Source organism: Streptomyces sp. NPDC007905, assembly GCF_042959345.1.
GTDB lineage: Bacteria > Actinomycetota > Actinomycetes > Streptomycetales > Streptomycetaceae > Streptomyces.
In genome coordinates this window covers 16,449-34,542 of the sequence record NZ_JBIBKS010000042.1, presented here as the reverse complement: position 1 = coordinate 34,542, position 18,094 = coordinate 16,449, and the positions used below count along the sequence as shown (strand labels likewise).

Here is an 18,094-nt window from a genome sequence, read left to right as displayed (position 1 = left end):
GCTGGCCGCCGCGATCTGGCACAACTTCCAGACCGGGCAGGCGGTCAGCCGATCACTGACCGCCTATGACCACTGACCGTATTCGGAAAGACTCGCTAGGCGTTGGCGAGGGGCACTTCCGCGCCAGACCTATTGATCGTTTAGGCGGTTGGCGTACCGGTTGGCGTAGCCCACGAAAAAGGGCCCCTCTCCACTGCTAGTGGAGAGGGGCTCAAGCCCTGGGGGCGGTTGTGGCTGGGGCCGGGGTCGAACCGGCGACCTTCCGCTTTTCAGGCGGACGCTCGTACCAACTGAGCTACCCAGCCACGAGGCTTCCGGGGAAACCTCAGCGGTCCTGACGGGATTTGAACCCGCGGCCTCCACCTTGACAGGGTGGCGAGCACTCCAAACTGCTCCACAGGACCAAGCTGTGCGTGCAACAGTGTCGCACACGGTATTGCGTGCCCCCAACGGGATTCGAACCCGTGCTACCGCCTTGAAAGGGCGGCGTCCTAGGCCGCTAGACGATGAGGGCTATCGGCCCGCCTGGGCGCTTCTCAGCGCGTCGGGGACGTGAGAAGCATATGGGATGGCGGGGAGGATCGCCAAAACGGTTTACGAGGCGGAGGGGGACGGCGACGTCGGGCTGTGGGTGGCGCCGGGCAGGTTCTCCTCGGGGAGGTGGCGGCTGACTTCGGCCGTCGTCAGGCCCAGCCCGCCCAGTTTGATCGCGTCCCAGGCCTGCAGACGGCGGCTGTCGCGGTCGAAGTAGAGGATCGAGGCCTCGATGGGGGCGGGGTACGTGTGCTCCACCGCGCGCAGGCCGCTGCCGCCGGTCGAGCCTTCCATGCGCAGCCTCGTGCCGTACTTCAGCGTTTCGGTGCCTTCGTGGTGCAGGTGTCCGCACAGCACCAGCGGCACCTCACCGTCCGTCTCCCGGGCGGCCGAGGGCTCGTGGGCGATCGCCACGTCCACCGGTGCGCCGGCCGCCCGCTGGTCGCGCAGGTCCGCGGCCAGGCGGTCGCCCGCGAGCTGCTCGGCCGCGTTCCCGCCGGGCGCCACCGTGCGGTCGGGGGTGAACTGGGGGTCGCCGATGCCCGCGAAGCGCAGGCCCGCGATCGTCTCCGCCCGGCCGTCGTCCAGGACGTGCACGTTCTTCATGCGCCGCAGATAGCGCTGGGTGACGAGCGAGTCGTGGTTGCCGCGGACCCAGACGTAGGGCACGCCCAGCTCGGCGATCGGGTCCAGGAAGCCGTTCTCCGCGGCCGTGCCGTGATCCATCGTGTCGCCCGAGTCGACGATCACGTCCACCTGGTACTGCTCCACCAGCGAGGCGATGATCTTCCAGCTCGCCGGGTTGAGGTGGATGTCGGAGACGTGCAGGACGCGGAGGGTGGAGGGGTCCGGCTGGTAGGCCGGGAGTGTGGAGGTGACGTCGTACAGCTTGGTCACGTTCGTCACCAGGCGCGCCAACTCCTTCTGGTAGACGTCGAATTCGGTGACGATGTTGCGCGCGTTGCCGACCAGGGACGGTGCGGAGGACAGCAGGCCGGAGAACTTGGGTTCCAGGACCGACTTCGGGTTCCAGGTGGCGTACGCCGTCGCGCCCGAGGCGGCGAGGAGGGCGAGGGCCAGGCCGCCGGCGGCGAGGGCGCGGCGTGGGCGGCGGTAGACGGCGAGGCCGAGGGCGGTCGCCCCGGAGACCACGGCGACGCAGGAGCGTACGGCCAGGTCGAGCGTGCCGTGCTCGACGTCCCGGGCCACTTCGTCCTGGAGGCCGGAGAGCCGCTCGGGGTGGTGGACGAGGGCCTGGGAGCGCAGCGGGTCGAGCTGGTCGACGTTGACGTCCAGGCGTACGGGGGCCACATGGCTGTCCAGGGTCAGCGCGCCGAGCGGGGAGACGTTGATCTTCGTGCCGCCCGTGAGGGACGGGCGCAGCGCCATGGTCGTGTTCATCGGGCCGACCGGGGCCCGTACGTTCCCGACGATCAGCAGGCCCAGCCAGGCGCCGACGACGACCACCGCGCCGAGCCCCAGGGCGTGCAGCCAGGGGCGGGGGCGGTCCGCCGGTTGGAGGGCGGGCAGTGGGCGGGCGGCTTTGCGGGTGCGGTGGGATGTCCGGTTCAGCATGCGGTTCAGGGCTGCGACGGGGACGCGGGCCATTGCAGCCGTATGCCCACACACGGGCGCTGATATGCGACGGCTCGCACTCCCGCACGGCCGTCTCGTACCGGAGAACGGCCCTGTGCTGGAGATGACGCGCGAGGAGTTCTAGGAACCTGCCGCCGAGGCGCTCGACAGGATCCCCCCCGGAGCCGACGCGGGTCGTGGACAACGTGCGGTGTTCGTCGAGGACGAACCGCCCGCCGACGACCCCGAGCTGCTCGGTGGGCGTCCAGGGATGCCAGGAAGTCAGCCCCAGCCCAATTCGTGCAGCCGTGCGTCCTCGATGCCGAAGTGGTGCGCCACCTCGTGGACGACCGTCACGGACACCTCGTGCACCACGTCCTCCGCCGTCTCGCAGTAGCGCAGGGTTGGGCCCATGTAGATCGTGATGCGGTCCGGGAGCACTCCGGCGTACCACTCCCCGCGCTCCGTGAGGGGGGTCCCCTCGTACAGGCCCAGTAGCTCGGGGTCGTCGGCGGACGGCTCGTCCTCCACGAACACGGCCACGTTGTCCATGACCCGCGTCAGTTCCGGCGGGATCCGGTCCAGGGCCTCACTCACCAGTTCTTCGAACCTGTCGCGTGTCATCTCCAGCACAGGGCCATTGTCGGGGACGACTGCGTGGAGCGGGGGTATCCGGGCTCCGGCCGTGAGCTTCGCAGAAGCACGGAAGGGAGGCGAGCTGGAGAGCCGCGCCGCCGCCCTACGGCTCCAGAGCCTGGCGGGAAGGTTCTGGGCCGTGCGTGTTGCCCGTGCGCGCCGTCCGGTGTGCCGGCCGAGAAACGTCGTCACGAGCGCGCACCTTCGCCCGTAGTCCGTGTCTCCAGCGCCGTGGGACCGCGTCCCGCTCCCGGCCACGGTCAAACGGCCGGAGCCGAACGTACGGACCTACAGGGCAGAAAAGGTGTTCTACGGCCCTTCTTCTCCCTGTGCACACGACGCCCGGCTGCACGCGCGCGGGTACAGGTGATCGGACCGGCATCGATTCGAACGCGGCGCGTGTCCTCTTGCGGGCGGCGGGAGTTGGGGAGGTTGACTCCTTTTCTTGTCTCCGGAGGTGGCCGCCGTGCGCCCCTTGTACGTACTCGTCCGTCTGGCCGTCGTGGTGCTGGTCGTCACGGCCGCCGCCGGCTGTGTGAGCGTGGGAGACGACGCCGGTCGGGGCGGGCCCTCGCACTCGGCCGGGCAGCGGGGCGGTGAGGCGTCCGACGGCGGCCCGGGGGCCGGCGGGGGCGGTTTCGGCTACGGTGGTCCGGCAGGTGACGGCAAGCACGAGCACGGGGGCAAGGCCAAGCGGGGGAAGTCGGCCTCGGCCTCGGCCAGGCCGTCCGGTACGGGCAGCGCGTCGGCGGCGCCGGCGAAGCCGGGTGTGCCGGGCGGGAGCGCGGCCCCAGGGAACCCGGCGCCGACCAAGGGCCAGCCCACGCCCCCGGTGACCTCGGCCCCGCCCGAGCCCCCGGCGTCCACCCCGCCCGAGCCCACCTCGGAGCCGCCGTCGGCCGAACCGTCGTCCTCGGCGCACGAGGAGACGGCGCCGCAGCTCGTACAGCGGGAGCCGGCGCCGCAGGCGGGGGTCCCGGCGTAGGGAGTGACGAGGGTCTCCGTGACTCGGTTTGCCTTGGGGGGTAGTGGGTGCGTATGGTGGTAGATCGTTTGATCCCATTTGCCCGGCGCCACCACAGAGCGCGCCGTGTGGCGCGTACTCTCCTTTGCCGTGGCGGACCGCATTGAGGCGGTCGTAGAGCGAATCACGGAGTTGACGGGCGCGTGCCGAAGAGACTCCGGAAGGTTTCGCATTCGCATGTCCGTGTCCAGCACAGATCACATCGTCGTGTCCGAGAACGACATCCAGCTCGACGAAGTGACCACCGAGGTCATCGAGACCGCTGACACCCCCCAGACCACCTTTGCCGACCTCGGTCTCCCCGAGGGCATCGTGCGCAAGCTCGCACAGAACGGCGTGACCACCCCCTTCCCGATCCAGGCCGCGACCATTCCGGACGCCCTGACCGGCAAGGACATCCTCGGCCGTGGCCGCACCGGCTCCGGCAAGACCCTCTCCTTCGGTCTGCCCACCCTGACCACGCTGGCCGGTGGCCGCACCGAGAAGAAGCGGCCCCGCGCCGTCATCCTCACCCCGACCCGCGAGCTGGCCATGCAGGTCGCGGACGCCCTCCAGCCGTACGGCGACGTCCTCGGCCTGAAGATGAAGGTCGTCTGCGGCGGTACGTCCATGGGCAACCAGATCTACGCCCTGGAGCGCGGTGTCGACATCCTCGTCGCCACCCCGGGCCGGCTGCGCGACCTCATCAACCGTGGCGCCTGCTCGCTCGAGGACGTGCGGATCGCCGTCCTGGACGAGGCCGACCAGATGTCCGACCTGGGCTTCCTGCCCGAGGTCACCGAACTGCTCGACCAGGTCCCGGCCGGCGGCCAGCGGATGCTCTTCTCCGCCACGATGGAGAACGAGATCAAGACCCTCGTCGACCGCTACCTGAACGAGCCCGTCCTGCACGAGGTGGACGCGGCTCAGGGCGCGGTGACGACCATGTCCCACCACATCCTCATCGTGAAGCCCAAGGACAAGGCGCCGGTCACCGCCGCGATCGCCTCCCGCAAGGGCCGCACGATCATCTTCGTCCGCACCCAGCTGGGCGCCGACCGCGTCGCCGAGCAGCTGCGCGAGGCGGGTGTGAAGTCCGACGCGCTGCACGGCGGCATGACCCAGGGCGCCCGGACCCGGACGCTGGCCGACTTCAAGGACGGCTACGTCAACGTGCTCGTCGCGACCGACGTCGCCGCGCGCGGCATCCACGTCGACGGCATCGACCTGGTCCTGAACGTCGACCCGGCCGGCGACCACAAGGACTACCTGCACCGCGCGGGCCGCACGGCGCGTGCCGGTCGCACGGGCACGGTCGTCTCCCTGTCGCTGCCGCACCAGCGGCGCCAGATCTTCCGTCTGATGGAGGACGCGGGCGTCGACGCCGGGCGCCACATCATCCAGGGCGGTGCCGCCTTCGACCCGGAGGTCGCCGAGATCACCGGCGCCCGCTCCATGACCGAGGTCCAGGCCGAGTCCGCGAACAGCGCCGCACAGCAGGCAGAGCGCGAGGTCGCCCAGCTCACCAAGCAGCTGGAGCGTGCCCAGCGCCGCGCGGGCGAGCTGCGCGAGGAGGCCGACCGGCTGGTCGCCCGGGTTGCCCGCGAGCGCGGTGAGGACCCGGAGACGGCGGTGGCCGAGGCGCAGGCGGCCGCGGCTCAGGCCGTGGTCGAGGCGTCCGTGACCGAGGAGCCGGCCGAGCGCGCGACCGAGCGCGAGGAGCGTCCGGCGGCTTCGGCGCCCTACGAGCGCCGTGAGCGCCGTCCGTTCGACCGGGACCGGGGTGAGCGGGGCTTCGAGCGCCGTGAGGACCGGGGTGACCGTGGTGGGCGTTCCTTCGAGCGCCGTGACGAGCGCCGTCCGTTCGACCGGGACCGGGGTGAGCGGGGCTTCGAGCGCCGTGAGGACCGGGGTGACCGTGGTGGGCGTTCCTTCGAACGCCGTGACGAGCGCCGTCCGTTCGACCGGGACCGGGGTGAGCGGGGCTTCGAGCGCCGCGAGGACCGGGGTGACCGCGGTGGGCGTTCCTTCGAGCGCCGCGACGAGCGCCGTCCGTTCGACCGGGACCGTGACCGTGGCTTCGAGCGCCGTGACGACCGCGGTGGCCGTGGCGTCGAGCGCCGTGACGAGCGGGGTGACCGTGGTGGGCGTTCCTTCGAGCGCCGCGACGAGCGCCGTCCGTTCGACCGCGACCGCGGTGGCCGTCCCTTCGAGCGCCGTGACGAGCGGGGTGGCTTCCGCCGTGACGAGCGCGGTGGGCACCGGGGCAGCGACCGTCCGTTCAACCGTGACCGCCGCGACGACCGCCCGGGCTTCCGCTCCGCCGGCCCCGACCGCCCCTACGGCCGTCGTGACGACCACCGCGGCACCGGCTCGGTCGGCCGCCGCGACGACAAGCCGCGCTGGAAGCGCAACGGCTGACACCGAGTGACCGGCTGACCGCCGGTTGCCCGAACACGGCTGCGGGCCCCGGAACACCCGGGGCCCGCAGCCGTTTCAGCAGGTGGACAGAGAGCAGACCGGTCACCCCGTCGGCCACCACCTCGGGAATCCCCCCGGTGGCGGTGGCCACCACGGCCGTACCGCAGGCCATCGCCTCCAGGTTGACGATGCCCATCGGCTCGTACAGCGAAGGGCATGGTGAACGGAGGCCGCGGACCCCTGATCCACGCTAGGGCGAGGAGCGTGTGGCGCATGTCACTGGTCCGCCGCGGGCATTGCTGGGGGCATGACAGATGACGCGATGGTGCGCAGCGGAGCGGAAGGGCTGTCGGACGAGGAACGGCTGGCCCAGCTCGGTTACACCCAGGTCCTCGCCCGCCGGATGTCGGCGTTCTCGAACTACGCCGTCTCCTTCACGATCATCTCGGTCTTGTCCGGCTGCCTCACCCTCTACCTCTTCGGCATGGTCACCGGCGGCCCGGCGGTGATCACCTGGGGCTGGGTCGCGGTCGGCCTGATGACCCTGTTCGTGGGCCTGTCGATGGCCGAGATCTGTTCGGCCTACCCGACCTCGGCGGGCCTGTACTTCTGGGCCCACCGCCTGGCGCCCCCGCGCTCGGCGGCGGCGTGGGCGTGGTTCACGGGCTGGTTCAACGTGCTGGGCCAGGTGGCGGTGACGGCGGGCATCGACTTCGGCGCGGCGTCCTTCCTGGGCGCCTACCTGAACCTCCAGTTCGACTTCGGGGTGACACCGGCCCGCACGGTGCTGCTGTTCGCGGCGATCCTGATCCTGCACGGCCTGCTGAACACCTTCGGCGTCCGGATCGTCGCCTTCCTCAACAGCGTGAGCGTGTGGTGGCACGTCCTCGGGGTCGCCGTCATCGTCGGCGCGCTCGCGTTCGTCCCCGACCACCACCGGTCGGCGTCCTTCGTGTTCACGAAGTTCGTCAACCAGACGGGCTGGGGCAGCGGCCTCTACGTCGTCCTCCTCGGCCTCCTCATGGCCCAGTACACCTTCACCGGATACGACGCCTCCGCCCATATGACCGAGGAGACCCACGACGCGTCGACGGCGGGCCCGAAGGGCATCGTCCGCTCCATCTGGACGTCCTGGATCGCGGGCTTCGTCCTGCTCCTGGGCTTCACCTTCGCGATCCAGTCGTACGACAAGGAACTGGCGTCCCCGACCGGCGCCCCGCCCGCCCAGATCCTCCTCGACGCCCTGGGTGCCACGACGGGCAAACTCCTGCTCCTGGTGGTGATCGGCGCCCAGCTCTTCTGCGGCATGGCCTCGGTCACCGCCAACAGCCGCATGATCTACGCCTTCTCCCGCGACGGCGCGCTGCCCTTCTCCCACCTCTGGCACACGGTCAGCCCCCGCACCCGTACCCCCGTGGCAGCGGTCTGGCTGGCCGCACTCGCCGCCCTGGCCCTGGGCCTGCCCTACCTCATCAACTCGACGGCCTACGCGGCGGTGACGTCGATCGCGGTGATCGGCCTCTACATCGCCTACGTCGTCCCGACCTACCTGCGCGTCCGCAGGGGGACGGCCTTCGAACGCGGGCCGTGGCACCTGGGCCGCTGGTCGATCCCGGTCGGCATCGTGTCCGTCACCTGGGTGGCGGTGATCACCGTCCTCTTCATGCTCCCCCAGGTCTCCCCGGTCACCTGGAAGACCTTCAACTACGCCCCGATCGCCGTCCTGGTCGTCCTGGGCTTCGCCGCGACCTGGTGGCTGGCCTCGGCCCGCCACTGGTTCCTGAATCCCGCCCGCATCCGGAACGCGGCCCCCGAGCCGGTCAAAAAGTGATCTCTCGCCCACCCGACGCGGCCGCGTCCCCGATACCCGATCGGAGACACGGCCTCGTCCGGCTATGCTCGGACAGGCAACATCGCCTGGGCCCTTAGCTCAATTGGCAGAGCAGTGGACTTTTAATCCATTGGTTGTGGGTTCGAGTCCCACAGGGCCTACGCATGCGGGGGAGGGCTCACCCCCTTCGACCTGCGACGCAGCGCCCGGGTCGGCTTCGGCCGGCTCGGGCGCTGTCTCCTTTTCGCATCCGTGCGTGGGCGATGCCTGAGCGGACGCGAGCATGCACCCCGGGCGCTGTCGCCGACGGCAGTGCCGGCATCGGCCGGGGCATCACCGGGGCACCGGCCGATGCCGCGTCCCCGGCGGGTGCGCGAACCATGGCAGCCCCTGCCGGCCGACCGGCGCAGGGGCCAACGCAGCCGCCCACCATACGATGCGCGCAGGTCGGCGTGTGACGGCGGTCTTCGTGGAGTGAGCCTGGTGATACGGGCCGAGCGCGGGGCGACCGGTTTCCGGGCCGCAGGCGAAGCCCCTCTTCGGGAAATCGACTTGGCGGCCTTCCGCCGGGTCTGCTTCGCCGCTGCCCGCGAGGCGCGGTCCCGGGTGAGGGATCTCGAGGTCGGCCTGGTCGCGAGCTACCGTGCGGTGGCCATCGGCGGGAGCGCCGTCCTCGGGCACTGCACCCTTCCGGTCGTGGCCTTCGCCCCCCTGCCGCTCGACCGCGGGTGGCCGGTCAGGGAGTTCGTGGAGGCGCCGTGGTGGGCGAGCAACTTCGCCGAGGCGGGATTCCGGCCCGCCGGGGGCGAGGAGTTGGGAGCGGACATCGACCACGTGGATCTGCGTGACCTGGCGGAGACCGAGCTGCAGCAGGTCCGGCACTGGCGGCCCCGGACGCTGGGTGAGCTGATGTTCAACTGGTGGGACTGAGCCGGCGGCCGGGGCCCGTCGCCCGGGTGCGTGCCACCGCAGGGGCGCCGCCACCCTCCCCTGATCAGCACGGTAGGGGCCCACAGCGTTGCGCCGCCAGGCGTCTTGATCGCGTACACCTGGCCGGGAGGCCGCCTCAGCCCGCGGTCAGCTCGGTCAGGCCGCCCAACTTGCCGAGCGGCAGCGTGTGCTGGGTCTGCAGGACCTTCGCGCGCAGGTAGCGGACGTTGTGGGCCGTGGTGAAGACACCGGTCGGCACCCGGTCCCGTACGACGACGTCGAGTGAGCGCAACTGCTCAGCCTTGTCGGGGTTGTTGGACAGCAGGTCCAGTTCCCCGATGCCGAGGGCGCCCAGCATCTGGGCGGCGGCCGTGTAGTCGCGGCCGTCCTCCGGGAGGCCGAGCGCGGCGTTCGCCTCGTAGGTGTCGAGGCCCTGGTCCTGGAGGGCGTAGGCGTCGAGCTTGTTGTACAGGCCGATGCCGCGCCCCTCCTGGCGCAGGTAGAGCAGGACGCCCCCGCGCTCGGCGATCCGCTTGACAGCCTCGCGCAGCTGGGGACCGCAGTCGCAGCGGGCCGAGCCGAAGACGTCCCCGGTCAGGCACTCGGAGTGCAGCCGCACCAGGGGGACAGGGCCGGGTTCGCCGAGGACGACGGCGACGTGCTCCTGGCCGTCGGCCAGGCCGTGGAAGGTGACGAGTTCGGCGTCGACGCGGTAGCCGTCGGAGAAGTGCAGCGGTACCCGGACGCGGGCGCGTGGCGTGGCGGGGGTGTGGGGCATGCGGGCCTCCGGGTTCCGTTCCCTTACTGCTGGCATCTGCTTCAGATTTGAAGCAGATGCTCGGTCGGGGACCCTACCCCATGTTTCAAAGTTAAAGCAACGACTTTGCGGTGCGGCGCACGGTGTGGCGCACGGCGTCGCACACGCCGGGCCCGGGGCGCACGCCAGGGCCTACGAGGGCGAGTCGGCCGGCCCCGAACACGGCGCCGACCTCCGCCGCCAGGGCACGTCCACCGCCGCACCCCCGGTCTCCTCCCCCAGCGTTCGGGCGATCCCCGTACAGATCTCCTCCAGCTGCCCCACCTGCTCCGGCGTGAGCCGGTCGAAGAGGGTCGTGCGGACCGTCTCGACGTGCCCGGGTGCCGTACGCTCCAGCACGGTCATCCCCTCGTCCGTCAGTACCGCGATGCTGCTGCGCCGGTCCCAGCGGCAGTCCTCCCGCCGCACGAGACCGTCCCGCTCCAGCCTGGTCACCGCGTAGGTCAGCCTGCTGCGCGTGATCTTCAGCTTCTCGGCGAGGTCGGTCATGCGCAGCCGCCGGTCGGGCGCTTCGGAGAGGTTGGCCAGCACGGAGTAGAACAGGTGCGGCATGCCGGCCTCCTGCTGGAGCTGCCGGTCGATCGCGTCCTCCAGGAGCCTGGAGGCGGCGATGTACGCGCGCCAGGCGCGCTGCTCCTCGGGAGTGAGCCAGCGGGTCGTCATGCCGCCAGTGTAAGTTTGTTTCAAACTTGAACCAAGACTCAGTTGGGTCTCGCGAGGGAGCGCGCCGATGCCGTACCCGTACGTCCTGCTGTCCGCCGCCGTCTCCCTCGACGGCTGCCTGGACGACACCGGCCCCGACCGGCTCCTGCTGTCCGGCCCGGCCGACTTCGACCGGGTCGACGAGGTACGGGCCTCGGTCGACGCCATCCTGATCGGCGCCGGCACCATCCGTGCCGACAACCCGCGCCTGCTGGTGAACTCACCCGAGCGCCGCGCGGCCCGCGTGGCCGGCGGCAGGCCCGCGTACCCCCTGAAGGTCACCGTCACCGCCACCGGGGACCTCGACCCCGACGCGCACTTCTGGCACACCGGTGGCGAGAAGCTCGTGTACACGACGGACGAGGGGGCCGACCAGGCCTCCCGCGCCCTCGGCCGGACCGCCGACGTGGTCTGCCTCGGTCCCGACCTCGACTGGCGCGCCCTGCTGGAGCACCTGCACGACGTGCGCGGTGTCGGGCGCCTGATGGTCGAGGGCGGCGGAACCGTCCACACCCAGCTCCTCCAGCAGGGCCTCGCCGACGAACTCCAGCTGGTCCTCGCCCCGCTGTTCGTCGGCGACCCGACGGCCCCGCGCCTGTTCGGCCCGGGGACGTACCAGGGCGGTCGGCTCCGCCTCACCGAGACCCGCCGGATCGAGGACGTCGTCCTCATGCGCTACGAGCCCACCGCCCCGGGCACCGGCCGGGCGCCCACCGCCGCCGACCGCCACTGGCTGCGCACCGCCTGCGATCTCGCCGCCCTGTGCCCGCCCTCACGTACGGCCTTCAGCGTCGGCGCGGTGGTGGTCGCCGCCGACGGCACGGAGCTGGCGCGCGGCCACTCGCGGGAGGGCGGCGACCCAGTGGTGCACGCGGAGGAGGCGGCCCTGGCGAAGATCGACCCCACCGACCCGCGCCTTCCGGGCGCCACGGTCTACAGCAGCCTGGAGCCCTGCTCCCGCCGCGCCTCCCGCCCCGCCCCCTGCGCCGAGCTGATCCTCCGGGCGGGCGTAGGCCGGGTGGTCACGGCCTGGCGGGAGCCGGACACGTTCGTGACGGCGGCCGACGGCACCGGGGTGCTGGTGAGCGCCGGCGTGGACGTCGTCCTGCTGCCGGAGTGCGAGGGCCCGGCAAAGGCGCCGAACGCGCATCTGCTGCCCTGAGCGGCCCCTCGCGGAAACCCGTGTGCTGGGCGTCCTGAACATGGCGTACACTGGAGTCACAACGACGCGGGGTGGAGCAGCTCGGTAGCTCGCTGGGCTCATAACCCAGAGGTCGCAGGTTCAAATCCTGTCCCCGCTACTGAAGACTCAGGGCCGGAATCCAGCAATGGATTCCGGCCCTGAGTGTTTCCCCCATCGACCACCCGCAGGGCGCCGAGTGGCGTACATCACAGTCGGTCATCCGCTCGGTCCAACAGCGGTCGCCCGCCGTGTCCGCTCCCGCCACGCTGGACGTACGTCAAGGACACGGGAGACCAGCAGTGCGCCCTGGTGAGGTGGAGGAGAGCCCGTACGCCAGGGCGGCCGGCAGGCTCCCCGGTGACCCCGTCCCGGACCCGGGCCTCGGTCACGCGCGCGTGCCCCTCCCGCCGGGCCCGCGGCGCGGCAGCCGCCCGACCCCGCGCACTCTGGCCCGCGCGCTGCCCGCGCTCCTCATCGCCGGCGGGATCCTGTACGACCTGCTCACTCCGCGCGACTTCACCGCCGTCCCCTTCTTCACGGCCGCTCCGCTGGTCGCCGCACCCCTGTCCGCGCTGCGGGCCACGGTGCTCACCGGCCTCGCCGCCCTGGTCGCCACCTTCGCCGTGCACGCCCGCTACGGCACCGGCACGGACGTGAGCCTGGTCACCGAGGTCGTCACCGTGGCCACCGTCGCCCTGCTGGCCGCCGCCATCAACCGCGTCGTACGCCTCGGTGACCGGCGGCTCGCCTCGGCACGGGAGATCGCCGAGGCCGCCCAGCGGGCCGTGCTGCCCGAGCCCGCCGCACGGATCGCGGGCTTCGACATCGCGGCCCGGTACGAGGCGGCTCAGGAGGACGCCTTCATCGGCGGCGACCTGTACGCGGTGCAGGACAGCCCGCACGGCGTCCGGCTGGTCGTCGGGGACGTACGCGGCAAGGGCATGGGGGCGGTCGCCGCCGTCGCCGTGGTGATCGGGGCGTTCCGGGAGGCCGCCGAGCAGGAGAGCACGCTGGAGGCGGTGGCCGAACGGCTGGAGGGTGCGCTGGCCCGCGAGGGCACCCGGCGGGACGGGATCGACGCCGTCGAGAGCTTCACCACCGCCGTGCTCGCCGAACTGCCGCACGGGGGCGGCGTCGTCCGGATCGTCAACCGCGGCCATCCCCCGCCGCTGCTGTTGCACGACGACGGCACCCTGCGCAGCCTGACCCCGCAGGAGCCCGCGCTCCCGCTCGGCATGAGCGACCTGGGCCGGTGGCCCGACCGCGCGACCGAGTTCGGCTTCCCGAGCGGAGCCACCCTGCTGGTCTACACCGACGGCCTGTCCGAGGCCCGCGACGCCCACGGCCGCTTCTACGACCCCTGGCGCCGGCTCGCCGGACGCCGCTTCCATGACCCGCGCACCCTGGTCGTCCGCCTCGCCGCGGAGGTGCGCCGGCACTCCGGGGGCGGGATGACGGACGACATGGCGCTGCTCGCCGTACGGCGACCGTGACCGCCTGCACCGACAGTGAGCGGATGGGAGCCCTCCGCATAACACCTGAGTCACCCTCAAAAACGCCGGGACTCCTGAGCATCGGTCAACTCGCCCGATTTCCTCCGGTCCTGACGCGTACGTCCAGCCGGAGAAAGGTTAACGATCAAGCCGAACAGCTTGGAATCTGACACGTGGGTCTATTAACGTTCGATAACGCAGCGCGGTCGTCCCAGCCGTCACAAGAGACGGCTCCGTGCGCACGCGCCGAATCCCGCAAGGGAACCGGGGAACCACCACTTTGGGGTGAATCACGCGGATGCTGCCGTGAACTGCTCTGGTCCACGGCCCGTATACGCGCGTAGGAGACCTTCCTGCTCCGAACCCGTCAGCTAACCCGGTAGGCGGAGGAAGGAAAGGAGCACGCCCGCGTGGCGTCCAACCCGCCTGCCCCCAAGGCCCCGTTCGTGCCGGCCCAGCGTGAGACCGACACCTTCGGCTACGGCGACTACCGCACCGAAGAGGGCCCCTGGGAGGAGTGGAATCCCACCGAGGACTCCATCCGACCCGTGCGCGGCCGGCACCGCGTCGCCAAGCAGCGCGGCGGCGGACTCGCCCGCAGCTCCACCGTCCTCGGCGTCGGCGTCATAGCCGCCGTCGGCGCGGGCGGCATGGCCAGCGCCAACACCGGCAAGCCGCCGGTGTCCATCTCCATGCCCGACCTGCCCTCCGTCGGCTCCCTGTTCGGTGACGACTCCTCCGACGCGCCCAAGGCCACCACGGCCTCGCTCAGCACCCTCGGCACGACCTCCGCCGACAGCGACCAGAGCGACGCGGGCGAGGCCCTGCGCAACCGGATCATGGCCCAGGCCGAGCAGCAGCGGAGCAAGGTCGACAGCAAGGCCACCGCGGCCGCCGTCGCCGCCGCCGAGAAGCAGACCGCCGACGCGGCCGCCAAGGCGGAGAAGGAAGCCGCCGCCAAGGCCGCCGCCGCCAAGGAGAAGGCCGAGGCCGCCGCCAAGAAGCAGGCCGCGGCCGAGCGCCTGGCCGAGCTGGCCAAGGAGTACCGGCTGCCGGTCGTCTCCTACACGATCACCGGTACCTTCGGCCAGCCCGGCTCGATGTGGTCCTCCGGCTACCACACCGGCCTCGACTTCGCCGCCCCGACGGGCACGCTGATCAAGGCCGTCCACGGCGGCATCATCACCGAGGCGGGCTGGGCCGGCGCCTACGGCTACCGCACGATCCTCACCCTGGACGACGGCACCGAGCTGTGGTTCTGCCACCAGTCCTCGATCAACGTCAAGGTCGGCCAGAAGGTCGGCACCGGCGACGTCATCGGCCGCATCGGCGCCACCGGCAACGTCACCGGCCCGCACCTCCACCTGGAGGTCCACCCGAACGGCCAGGCCACCGGCATCGACCCGATGACGTGGCTGCGCGGCAAGGGCCTCACCCCCTGACCAGCCGCTGACCCGGCCCCGACCGACCCCTCATCCGGTCCCCGGCAGCCCTGACGGCACCCCCCCGACGTCAGGGCTGCCGGTCCTGTGTTCACACACCGTTCGCGCGGGAATCCCGGAATGGGCGGTACCGGAGTGACGGTTGAAAAGAAGCATGACCGATTCTCTGCGCAAACTCGGCTCCTCCGACCTCGAGGTCTTCCCGCTGGCCCTCGGCGGCAACGTCTTCGGCTGGACCGCCGACGAGGAGGCCTCCTTCGCCGTCCTCGACGCCTACACGGCCGCCGGCGGCAACTTCCTCGACACCGCCGACTCCTACTCGGCGTGGATCGAGGGCAACAAGGGCGGTGAGTCCGAGACGATCATCGGTAAATGGGTCAAGGCCCGCGGCAACCGCTCCGACGTCGTCATCGCGACCAAGGTCAGCCAGCACCCGGAGTACCAGGGCCTGTCCGCGGCCAACATCAAGGCCGCCGCCGACGCCTCCCTGCGCCGCCTGGACACCGACTACATCGACCTCTACTACACCCACTTCGACAAGCCCGAAGTGCCGGTGGAGGAGATCATCGGCGCGCTGGACGAGCTGGTGAGGGCGGGCAAGGTCCGGCACATCGCCGCCTCCAACATCTCCGCTGAGCGCCTGCGGGCCTCCCTCGACCTCTCCGACCGCGAGGGCCTCGCCCGGTACGTCGCCCTCCAGCCCCACTACAACCTGGTCTCCCGCGACACCTACGAGGGCCCGCTGCAGGACCTCGCCGCCCGTGAGGGGCTCGCGGCGGTCCCGTACTTCGCCCTCGCCTCGGGCTTCCTGACCGGCAAGTACCGCCCCGGTACGAAGGTCGACAGCGCCCGTGCCGGCTCCGCCGCCAAGCACCTCGAGTCCGAGCGCGGCCAGAAGGTCCTCACGGCCCTGGACGAGATCGCCACCGCCCACGGGGTCCCGGTGGCCACGGTCGCCCTCGCCTGGCTGGCCGGCCGGCCGACGGTGACGGCCCCCATCGCCTCGGCCCGCACCGTGGAACAGCTTCCGGCGCTGCTGGGAGTGGCGCAGCTGCGGCTGACGCAGGAGGAATCGGACCGTCTGACCCGGGCTTCCGCCTGACTCCCTCTCCGCGGCGACGGCGCCCGGTCACGACGACGTGGTCCGGCGGTGCCGACGCCCCTCACACCGAGGTCTAGGACCGATACGGGTTGTAGACGGGATACGGCACCGTCGGGTGCCCGTATGCCGCCCAGTACGCCGTAGGCACGGGCGCCGGTGCGGAGGCCCGGGCCGCGTACTCCAGTGCCGGCCGGGCGACATCCCTGCGCTTCCACAGCTGGGTGAGCAGCTCCTGCTCCCGTACGACGAAGTCGGCCCCGGCCCGGCCCCGCCGCCCCCGGTGCCGCAGGAAGGCCAGCGAGGTGGCGTACGCCTCGTACTGCGCCACCGCCCGGGCCGCCGGCCGCCCCCCGAAGTGCTGCCGGGCGTGATCCCGGGCCATCCGCCGCGCCCGCATCGAGCCCAGCACGAACGGCTCGGCCGGCCCCAGCCACCCCGCGTACACATACGCCGGCAGCTCCTCCCGCACGGTCCGCAGCTCCCGCTGCCGCGTCCAGATCGTGAGCCAGGTCAGCAGCCCGAAGGCGGGCAGCATGAAGGCGCCGTAGACGGCGAGGAACCCGAACTCACCGAAGGTCGAGGAGCCGTTCCAGAAGGCGTGCATGCTCATCGCGAGCAGCAGCCCGCCGAACGGAACCAGGACGCGCCGGGCGTGCTGCCGTTCGGCCGAGAGGGCGGCTATGCCGAAGCCGATGCCGGTGAGCACGGTGAACAGGGGGTGCGCGAACGGGGACATCACGATGCGCACGAAGAAGGTGGCGGCGGTGACGGAGACGAGGCCGCGGTCGCCGGTGAGCTGGTCGGTTCCGAAGGCCGTGCCCAGGTAGAGGATGTTCTCCGTGAAGGCGAACCCGGTCGCGGTGACCCCGGCTATCACGACACCGTCGACGATCCCGGTGAAGTCCCGTCTGCGGAAGAGGAAGACCAGGAGCACGGCCGCGGCCTTGGCGGACTCCTCCACGATGGGCGCGATCACGGTCGCGCCGAGGGTGTTGGCACTGCCCGGGTCGGCGGTCGCCGTGGCGATCCACTTCGTCGCGAAGGTGTTGGCGACGATGGCTATCAGCGCCGCCGCGCAGGCCCCCCAGGCGAACGCGAAGACCAGATTCCGCCAGGGACCCGGCTCCACCCGGTCCAGCCATCGGAAGGCCGCTATGAGCCAGGGCACGGGCAGGACGGCCAGGCCCAGTCCGACCAGGAAGCCGTCGGTGCCGGTCTGCCTGCGTACCATCGCGAGGATGACCAGTCCGGACAGTGCCAGGAGCGTGATCAACGCCCCGTAGCGCACCCACCGGCGCTGCCACCAGTGCGGATGCGCTCCGCTTCCGGGGCCGGGTGAGTAGGTCGGGTACGGAGGACTGGTGGCCACGGCATCGACCCTAACGGTGACCGGACGAAGGGGCTGGTGCTGCTGTCGGAGTGACTGGTCTGATGCGGTTACGGGTTCCGGTGCGGTACGCGACGAAAGAGCAGATCGTTCACGACATGTCCCTTGTCCAGTCCCTGGCCCTCGAAACGGGTCAGCGGCCGGAAGCCGGGACGTGGCGCGTAACCGCCGTCGGGCTGGGTGTTCTCGAAGTCCGGATGCGCGGTGAGCACTTCGAGCATCTGCTCGGCGTACGGCTCCCAGTCGGTCGCGCAGTGCAGGATCGCCCCGGGCTTCAGCCGGGTCGCGGCCAACGTCAGGAACTCGGGCTGGATCAGCCGTCGCTTGTGGTGCCGCTTCTTGGGCCAGGGGTCCGGGAAGTACACGCGCAGTCCGTCGAGCGAGTCGGGCCGGAGCATCTCCCTCAGCAGGATGATGGCGTCCCCGTTGCCCACCCGGACGTTGGACAGCCCGTTCTGGTCGGCGAGGTTGAGCAGGTTCCCCTGCCCCGGTGTGTGCACGTCCACGGCGAGGATGTTGGTGCCGAGGTCGCCGGCCGCCATCTGCGCGGTGGCCTCGCCCATCCCGAACCCGATCTCGAGCACGACGGGATTGCCGTTCCCGAACAGCTCGCCCGGGTCGATGACGCGCTGCCCGTCGATGTCCAGCCCCCACTTGGGCCACAGCCGTTGCAGCGCGTCGGCCTGCCCCGCCGTCACCCGGCTCCGCCGCGGCTGAAAACTCCGGATCCGCCGCTCGAAGTGCGACCCGGCGGGATCGGCCTTCGGCCCGTCCGGAAACCGCGGCTCCCCCTTGGCCCGGCTGTGCCGAACGGACACACCCGGAACATGCGAGGAGTCCGGTTCGGCGGGACCGGACCGGTGGGCTTCGAAGGCATTCAGCGAGTCAGACACAGTGAAACCGATTTTACGGCGCAACCCCACCCCTCTTGACGCCCCCACCTCACCCACCCGAGACACCCGCCGCGACACCTCCTCACCCGACCGAGCCACCGGAGACGACACCTTCTCCGCCGACCGCAGACGGCCCGACCGAGTC

14 protein-coding genes, 5 tRNA genes, 1 pseudogene and 1 riboswitch are annotated in these 18,094 nt (G+C 71.3%); of the genes and pseudogenes, 10 read left to right on the top strand and 10 right to left on the bottom strand.

The features are described from left to right. Positions 1 to 231 precede the first annotated feature (231 nt). From ACFZDC_RS39895 to ACFZDC_RS39875, 5 genes are all read right to left on the bottom strand, one after another. Positions 232 to 305, bottom strand: a tRNA-Phe gene (locus ACFZDC_RS39895). A gap of 24 nt (positions 306 to 329) precedes the next feature. Then, positions 330 to 404 (bottom strand) — tRNA-Asp (locus tag ACFZDC_RS39890). A gap of 37 nt (positions 405 to 441) precedes the next feature. After that, a tRNA-Glu gene (locus ACFZDC_RS39885) sits at positions 442 to 514 on the bottom strand. An 80-nt stretch (positions 515 to 594) separates the two neighbouring features. Then, positions 595 to 2,142, bottom strand: a complete 1,548-nt coding sequence (locus ACFZDC_RS39880) for a metallophosphoesterase (RefSeq protein ID WP_391331723.1) — start codon at positions 2,140 to 2,142, stop codon at positions 595 to 597. A 249-nt stretch (positions 2,143 to 2,391) separates the two neighbouring features. After that, entirely contained in the window at positions 2,392 to 2,742 is a 351-nt protein-coding gene (locus ACFZDC_RS39875) for a metallopeptidase family protein (protein ID WP_391331721.1), read from the bottom strand. Positions 2,743 to 3,211: 469 nt separating this feature from the next. Here ACFZDC_RS39875 and ACFZDC_RS39870 point away from each other — a divergent pair, with 469 nt between their 5' ends. Together ACFZDC_RS39870 and ACFZDC_RS39865 are read left to right on the top strand one after the other, a co-directional pair. Beyond that, a complete protein-coding gene (locus ACFZDC_RS39870; protein WP_391331719.1) occupies positions 3,212 to 3,730 on the top strand; it encodes a hypothetical protein in 519 nt (172 codons plus the stop codon). A 216-nt stretch (positions 3,731 to 3,946) separates the two neighbouring features. Beyond that, on the top strand, positions 3,947 to 6,169 hold the full coding sequence (locus ACFZDC_RS39865) for a DEAD/DEAH box helicase (RefSeq protein WP_391331718.1): 2,223 nt from the start codon (positions 3,947 to 3,949) through the stop codon (positions 6,167 to 6,169). A gap of 91 nt (positions 6,170 to 6,260) precedes the next feature. Here the strand turns inward: ACFZDC_RS39865 and ACFZDC_RS39860 are convergent. Continuing rightward, a pseudogene (locus tag ACFZDC_RS39860) lies at positions 6,261 to 6,386 on the bottom strand (glycosyltransferase); the annotation flags it as partial. A gap of 90 nt (positions 6,387 to 6,476) precedes the next feature. On the opposite strand from ACFZDC_RS39860, the gene ACFZDC_RS39855 reads away from it, so the two are divergent. The 3 genes from ACFZDC_RS39855 (at position 6,477) to ACFZDC_RS39845 (ending at position 8,930) form a co-directional block, all read left to right on the top strand. Then, a complete protein-coding gene (locus tag ACFZDC_RS39855; protein ID WP_391331716.1) occupies positions 6,477 to 8,000 on the top strand; it encodes an amino acid permease in 1,524 nt (507 codons plus the stop codon). 88 nt (positions 8,001 to 8,088) lie between these two features. Beyond that, positions 8,089 to 8,161: transfer RNA gene (locus ACFZDC_RS39850), tRNA-Lys, on the top strand. Positions 8,162 to 8,474: 313 nt separating this feature from the next. Continuing rightward, complete coding sequence (locus ACFZDC_RS39845; protein ID WP_391331714.1) at positions 8,475 to 8,930, top strand: hypothetical protein; 456 nt, start codon at positions 8,475 to 8,477, stop codon at positions 8,928 to 8,930. A 136-nt stretch (positions 8,931 to 9,066) separates the two neighbouring features. Here ACFZDC_RS39845 and ribA read toward each other — a convergent pair whose 3' ends face one another. Next, the gene (gene ribA, locus ACFZDC_RS39840; protein WP_391331712.1) at positions 9,067 to 9,708 is read right to left on the bottom strand and encodes a GTP cyclohydrolase II RibA; all 642 of its coding nucleotides are present in this window, start codon (positions 9,706 to 9,708) and stop codon (positions 9,067 to 9,069) included. A gap of 171 nt (positions 9,709 to 9,879) precedes the next feature. Then, positions 9,880 to 10,410, bottom strand: a complete 531-nt coding sequence (locus ACFZDC_RS39835; protein ID WP_391331710.1) for a MarR family transcriptional regulator — start codon at positions 10,408 to 10,410, stop codon at positions 9,880 to 9,882. 67 nt (positions 10,411 to 10,477) lie between these two features. Between ACFZDC_RS39835 and ACFZDC_RS39830 the strand changes: the two genes are divergently transcribed. The 5 genes from ACFZDC_RS39830 (at position 10,478) to ACFZDC_RS39810 (ending at position 15,669) form a co-directional block, all read left to right on the top strand. Next, a complete protein-coding gene (locus tag ACFZDC_RS39830; protein ID WP_391331709.1) occupies positions 10,478 to 11,611 on the top strand; it encodes a dihydrofolate reductase family protein in 1,134 nt (377 codons plus the stop codon). Positions 11,612 to 11,676: 65 nt separating this feature from the next. Continuing rightward, a tRNA-Met gene (locus tag ACFZDC_RS39825) sits at positions 11,677 to 11,750 on the top strand. 181 nt (positions 11,751 to 11,931) lie between these two features. Then, a complete protein-coding gene (locus ACFZDC_RS39820) occupies positions 11,932 to 13,125 on the top strand; it encodes a SpoIIE family protein phosphatase (RefSeq protein WP_391331707.1) in 1,194 nt (397 codons plus the stop codon). A 234-nt stretch (positions 13,126 to 13,359) separates the two neighbouring features. Beyond that, positions 13,360 to 13,528, top strand: a riboswitch (cyclic di-AMP (ydaO/yuaA leader). 7 nt (positions 13,529 to 13,535) lie between these two features. Then, entirely contained in the window at positions 13,536 to 14,567 is a 1,032-nt protein-coding gene (locus ACFZDC_RS39815) for a peptidoglycan DD-metalloendopeptidase family protein (RefSeq protein WP_391331706.1), read from the top strand. A gap of 154 nt (positions 14,568 to 14,721) precedes the next feature. Further along, a complete protein-coding gene (locus tag ACFZDC_RS39810; RefSeq protein ID WP_391331704.1) occupies positions 14,722 to 15,669 on the top strand; it encodes an aldo/keto reductase in 948 nt (315 codons plus the stop codon). Positions 15,670 to 15,742: 73 nt separating this feature from the next. On the opposite strand, the gene ACFZDC_RS39805 is transcribed toward ACFZDC_RS39810, so the two are convergent. After that, positions 15,743 to 17,038 carry a PrsW family glutamic-type intramembrane protease gene (locus ACFZDC_RS39805; protein ID WP_391331703.1) on the bottom strand — a complete coding sequence of 432 codons (1,296 nt, stop codon included), beginning with the start codon at positions 17,036 to 17,038 and terminating at the stop codon, positions 15,743 to 15,745. 68 nt (positions 17,039 to 17,106) lie between these two features. Continuing rightward, positions 17,107 to 17,949 carry a tRNA (guanosine(46)-N7)-methyltransferase TrmB gene (gene trmB, locus ACFZDC_RS39800; protein WP_391331701.1) on the bottom strand — a complete coding sequence of 281 codons (843 nt, stop codon included), beginning with the start codon at positions 17,947 to 17,949 and terminating at the stop codon, positions 17,107 to 17,109. Between the last annotated feature and the right edge of the window lie 145 nt (positions 17,950 to 18,094).

Bases quoted from the DNA above. Each gene is read 5' to 3' on its own strand.
- ACFZDC_RS39810 (WP_391331704.1), top strand. From the start codon at position 14,722: ATGACCGATTCTCTGCGCAAACTCGGCTCCTCCGACCTCGAGGTCTTC.
- ACFZDC_RS39865 (WP_391331718.1), top strand. From the start codon at position 3,947: ATGTCCGTGTCCAGCACAGATCACATCGTCGTGTCCGAGAACGACATC.
- ACFZDC_RS39835 (WP_391331710.1), bottom strand. From the start codon at position 10,410: ATGACGACCCGCTGGCTCACTCCCGAGGAGCAGCGCGCCTGGCGCGCG.
- ACFZDC_RS39855 (WP_391331716.1), top strand. From the start codon at position 6,477: ATGACAGATGACGCGATGGTGCGCAGCGGAGCGGAAGGGCTGTCGGAC.
- ACFZDC_RS39880 (WP_391331723.1), bottom strand. From the start codon at position 2,142: ATGGCCCGCGTCCCCGTCGCAGCCCTGAACCGCATGCTGAACCGGACA.
- ribA (WP_391331712.1), bottom strand. From the start codon at position 9,708: ATGCCCCACACCCCCGCCACGCCACGCGCCCGCGTCCGGGTACCGCTG.
- ACFZDC_RS39830 (WP_391331709.1), top strand. From the start codon at position 10,478: ATGCCGTACCCGTACGTCCTGCTGTCCGCCGCCGTCTCCCTCGACGGC.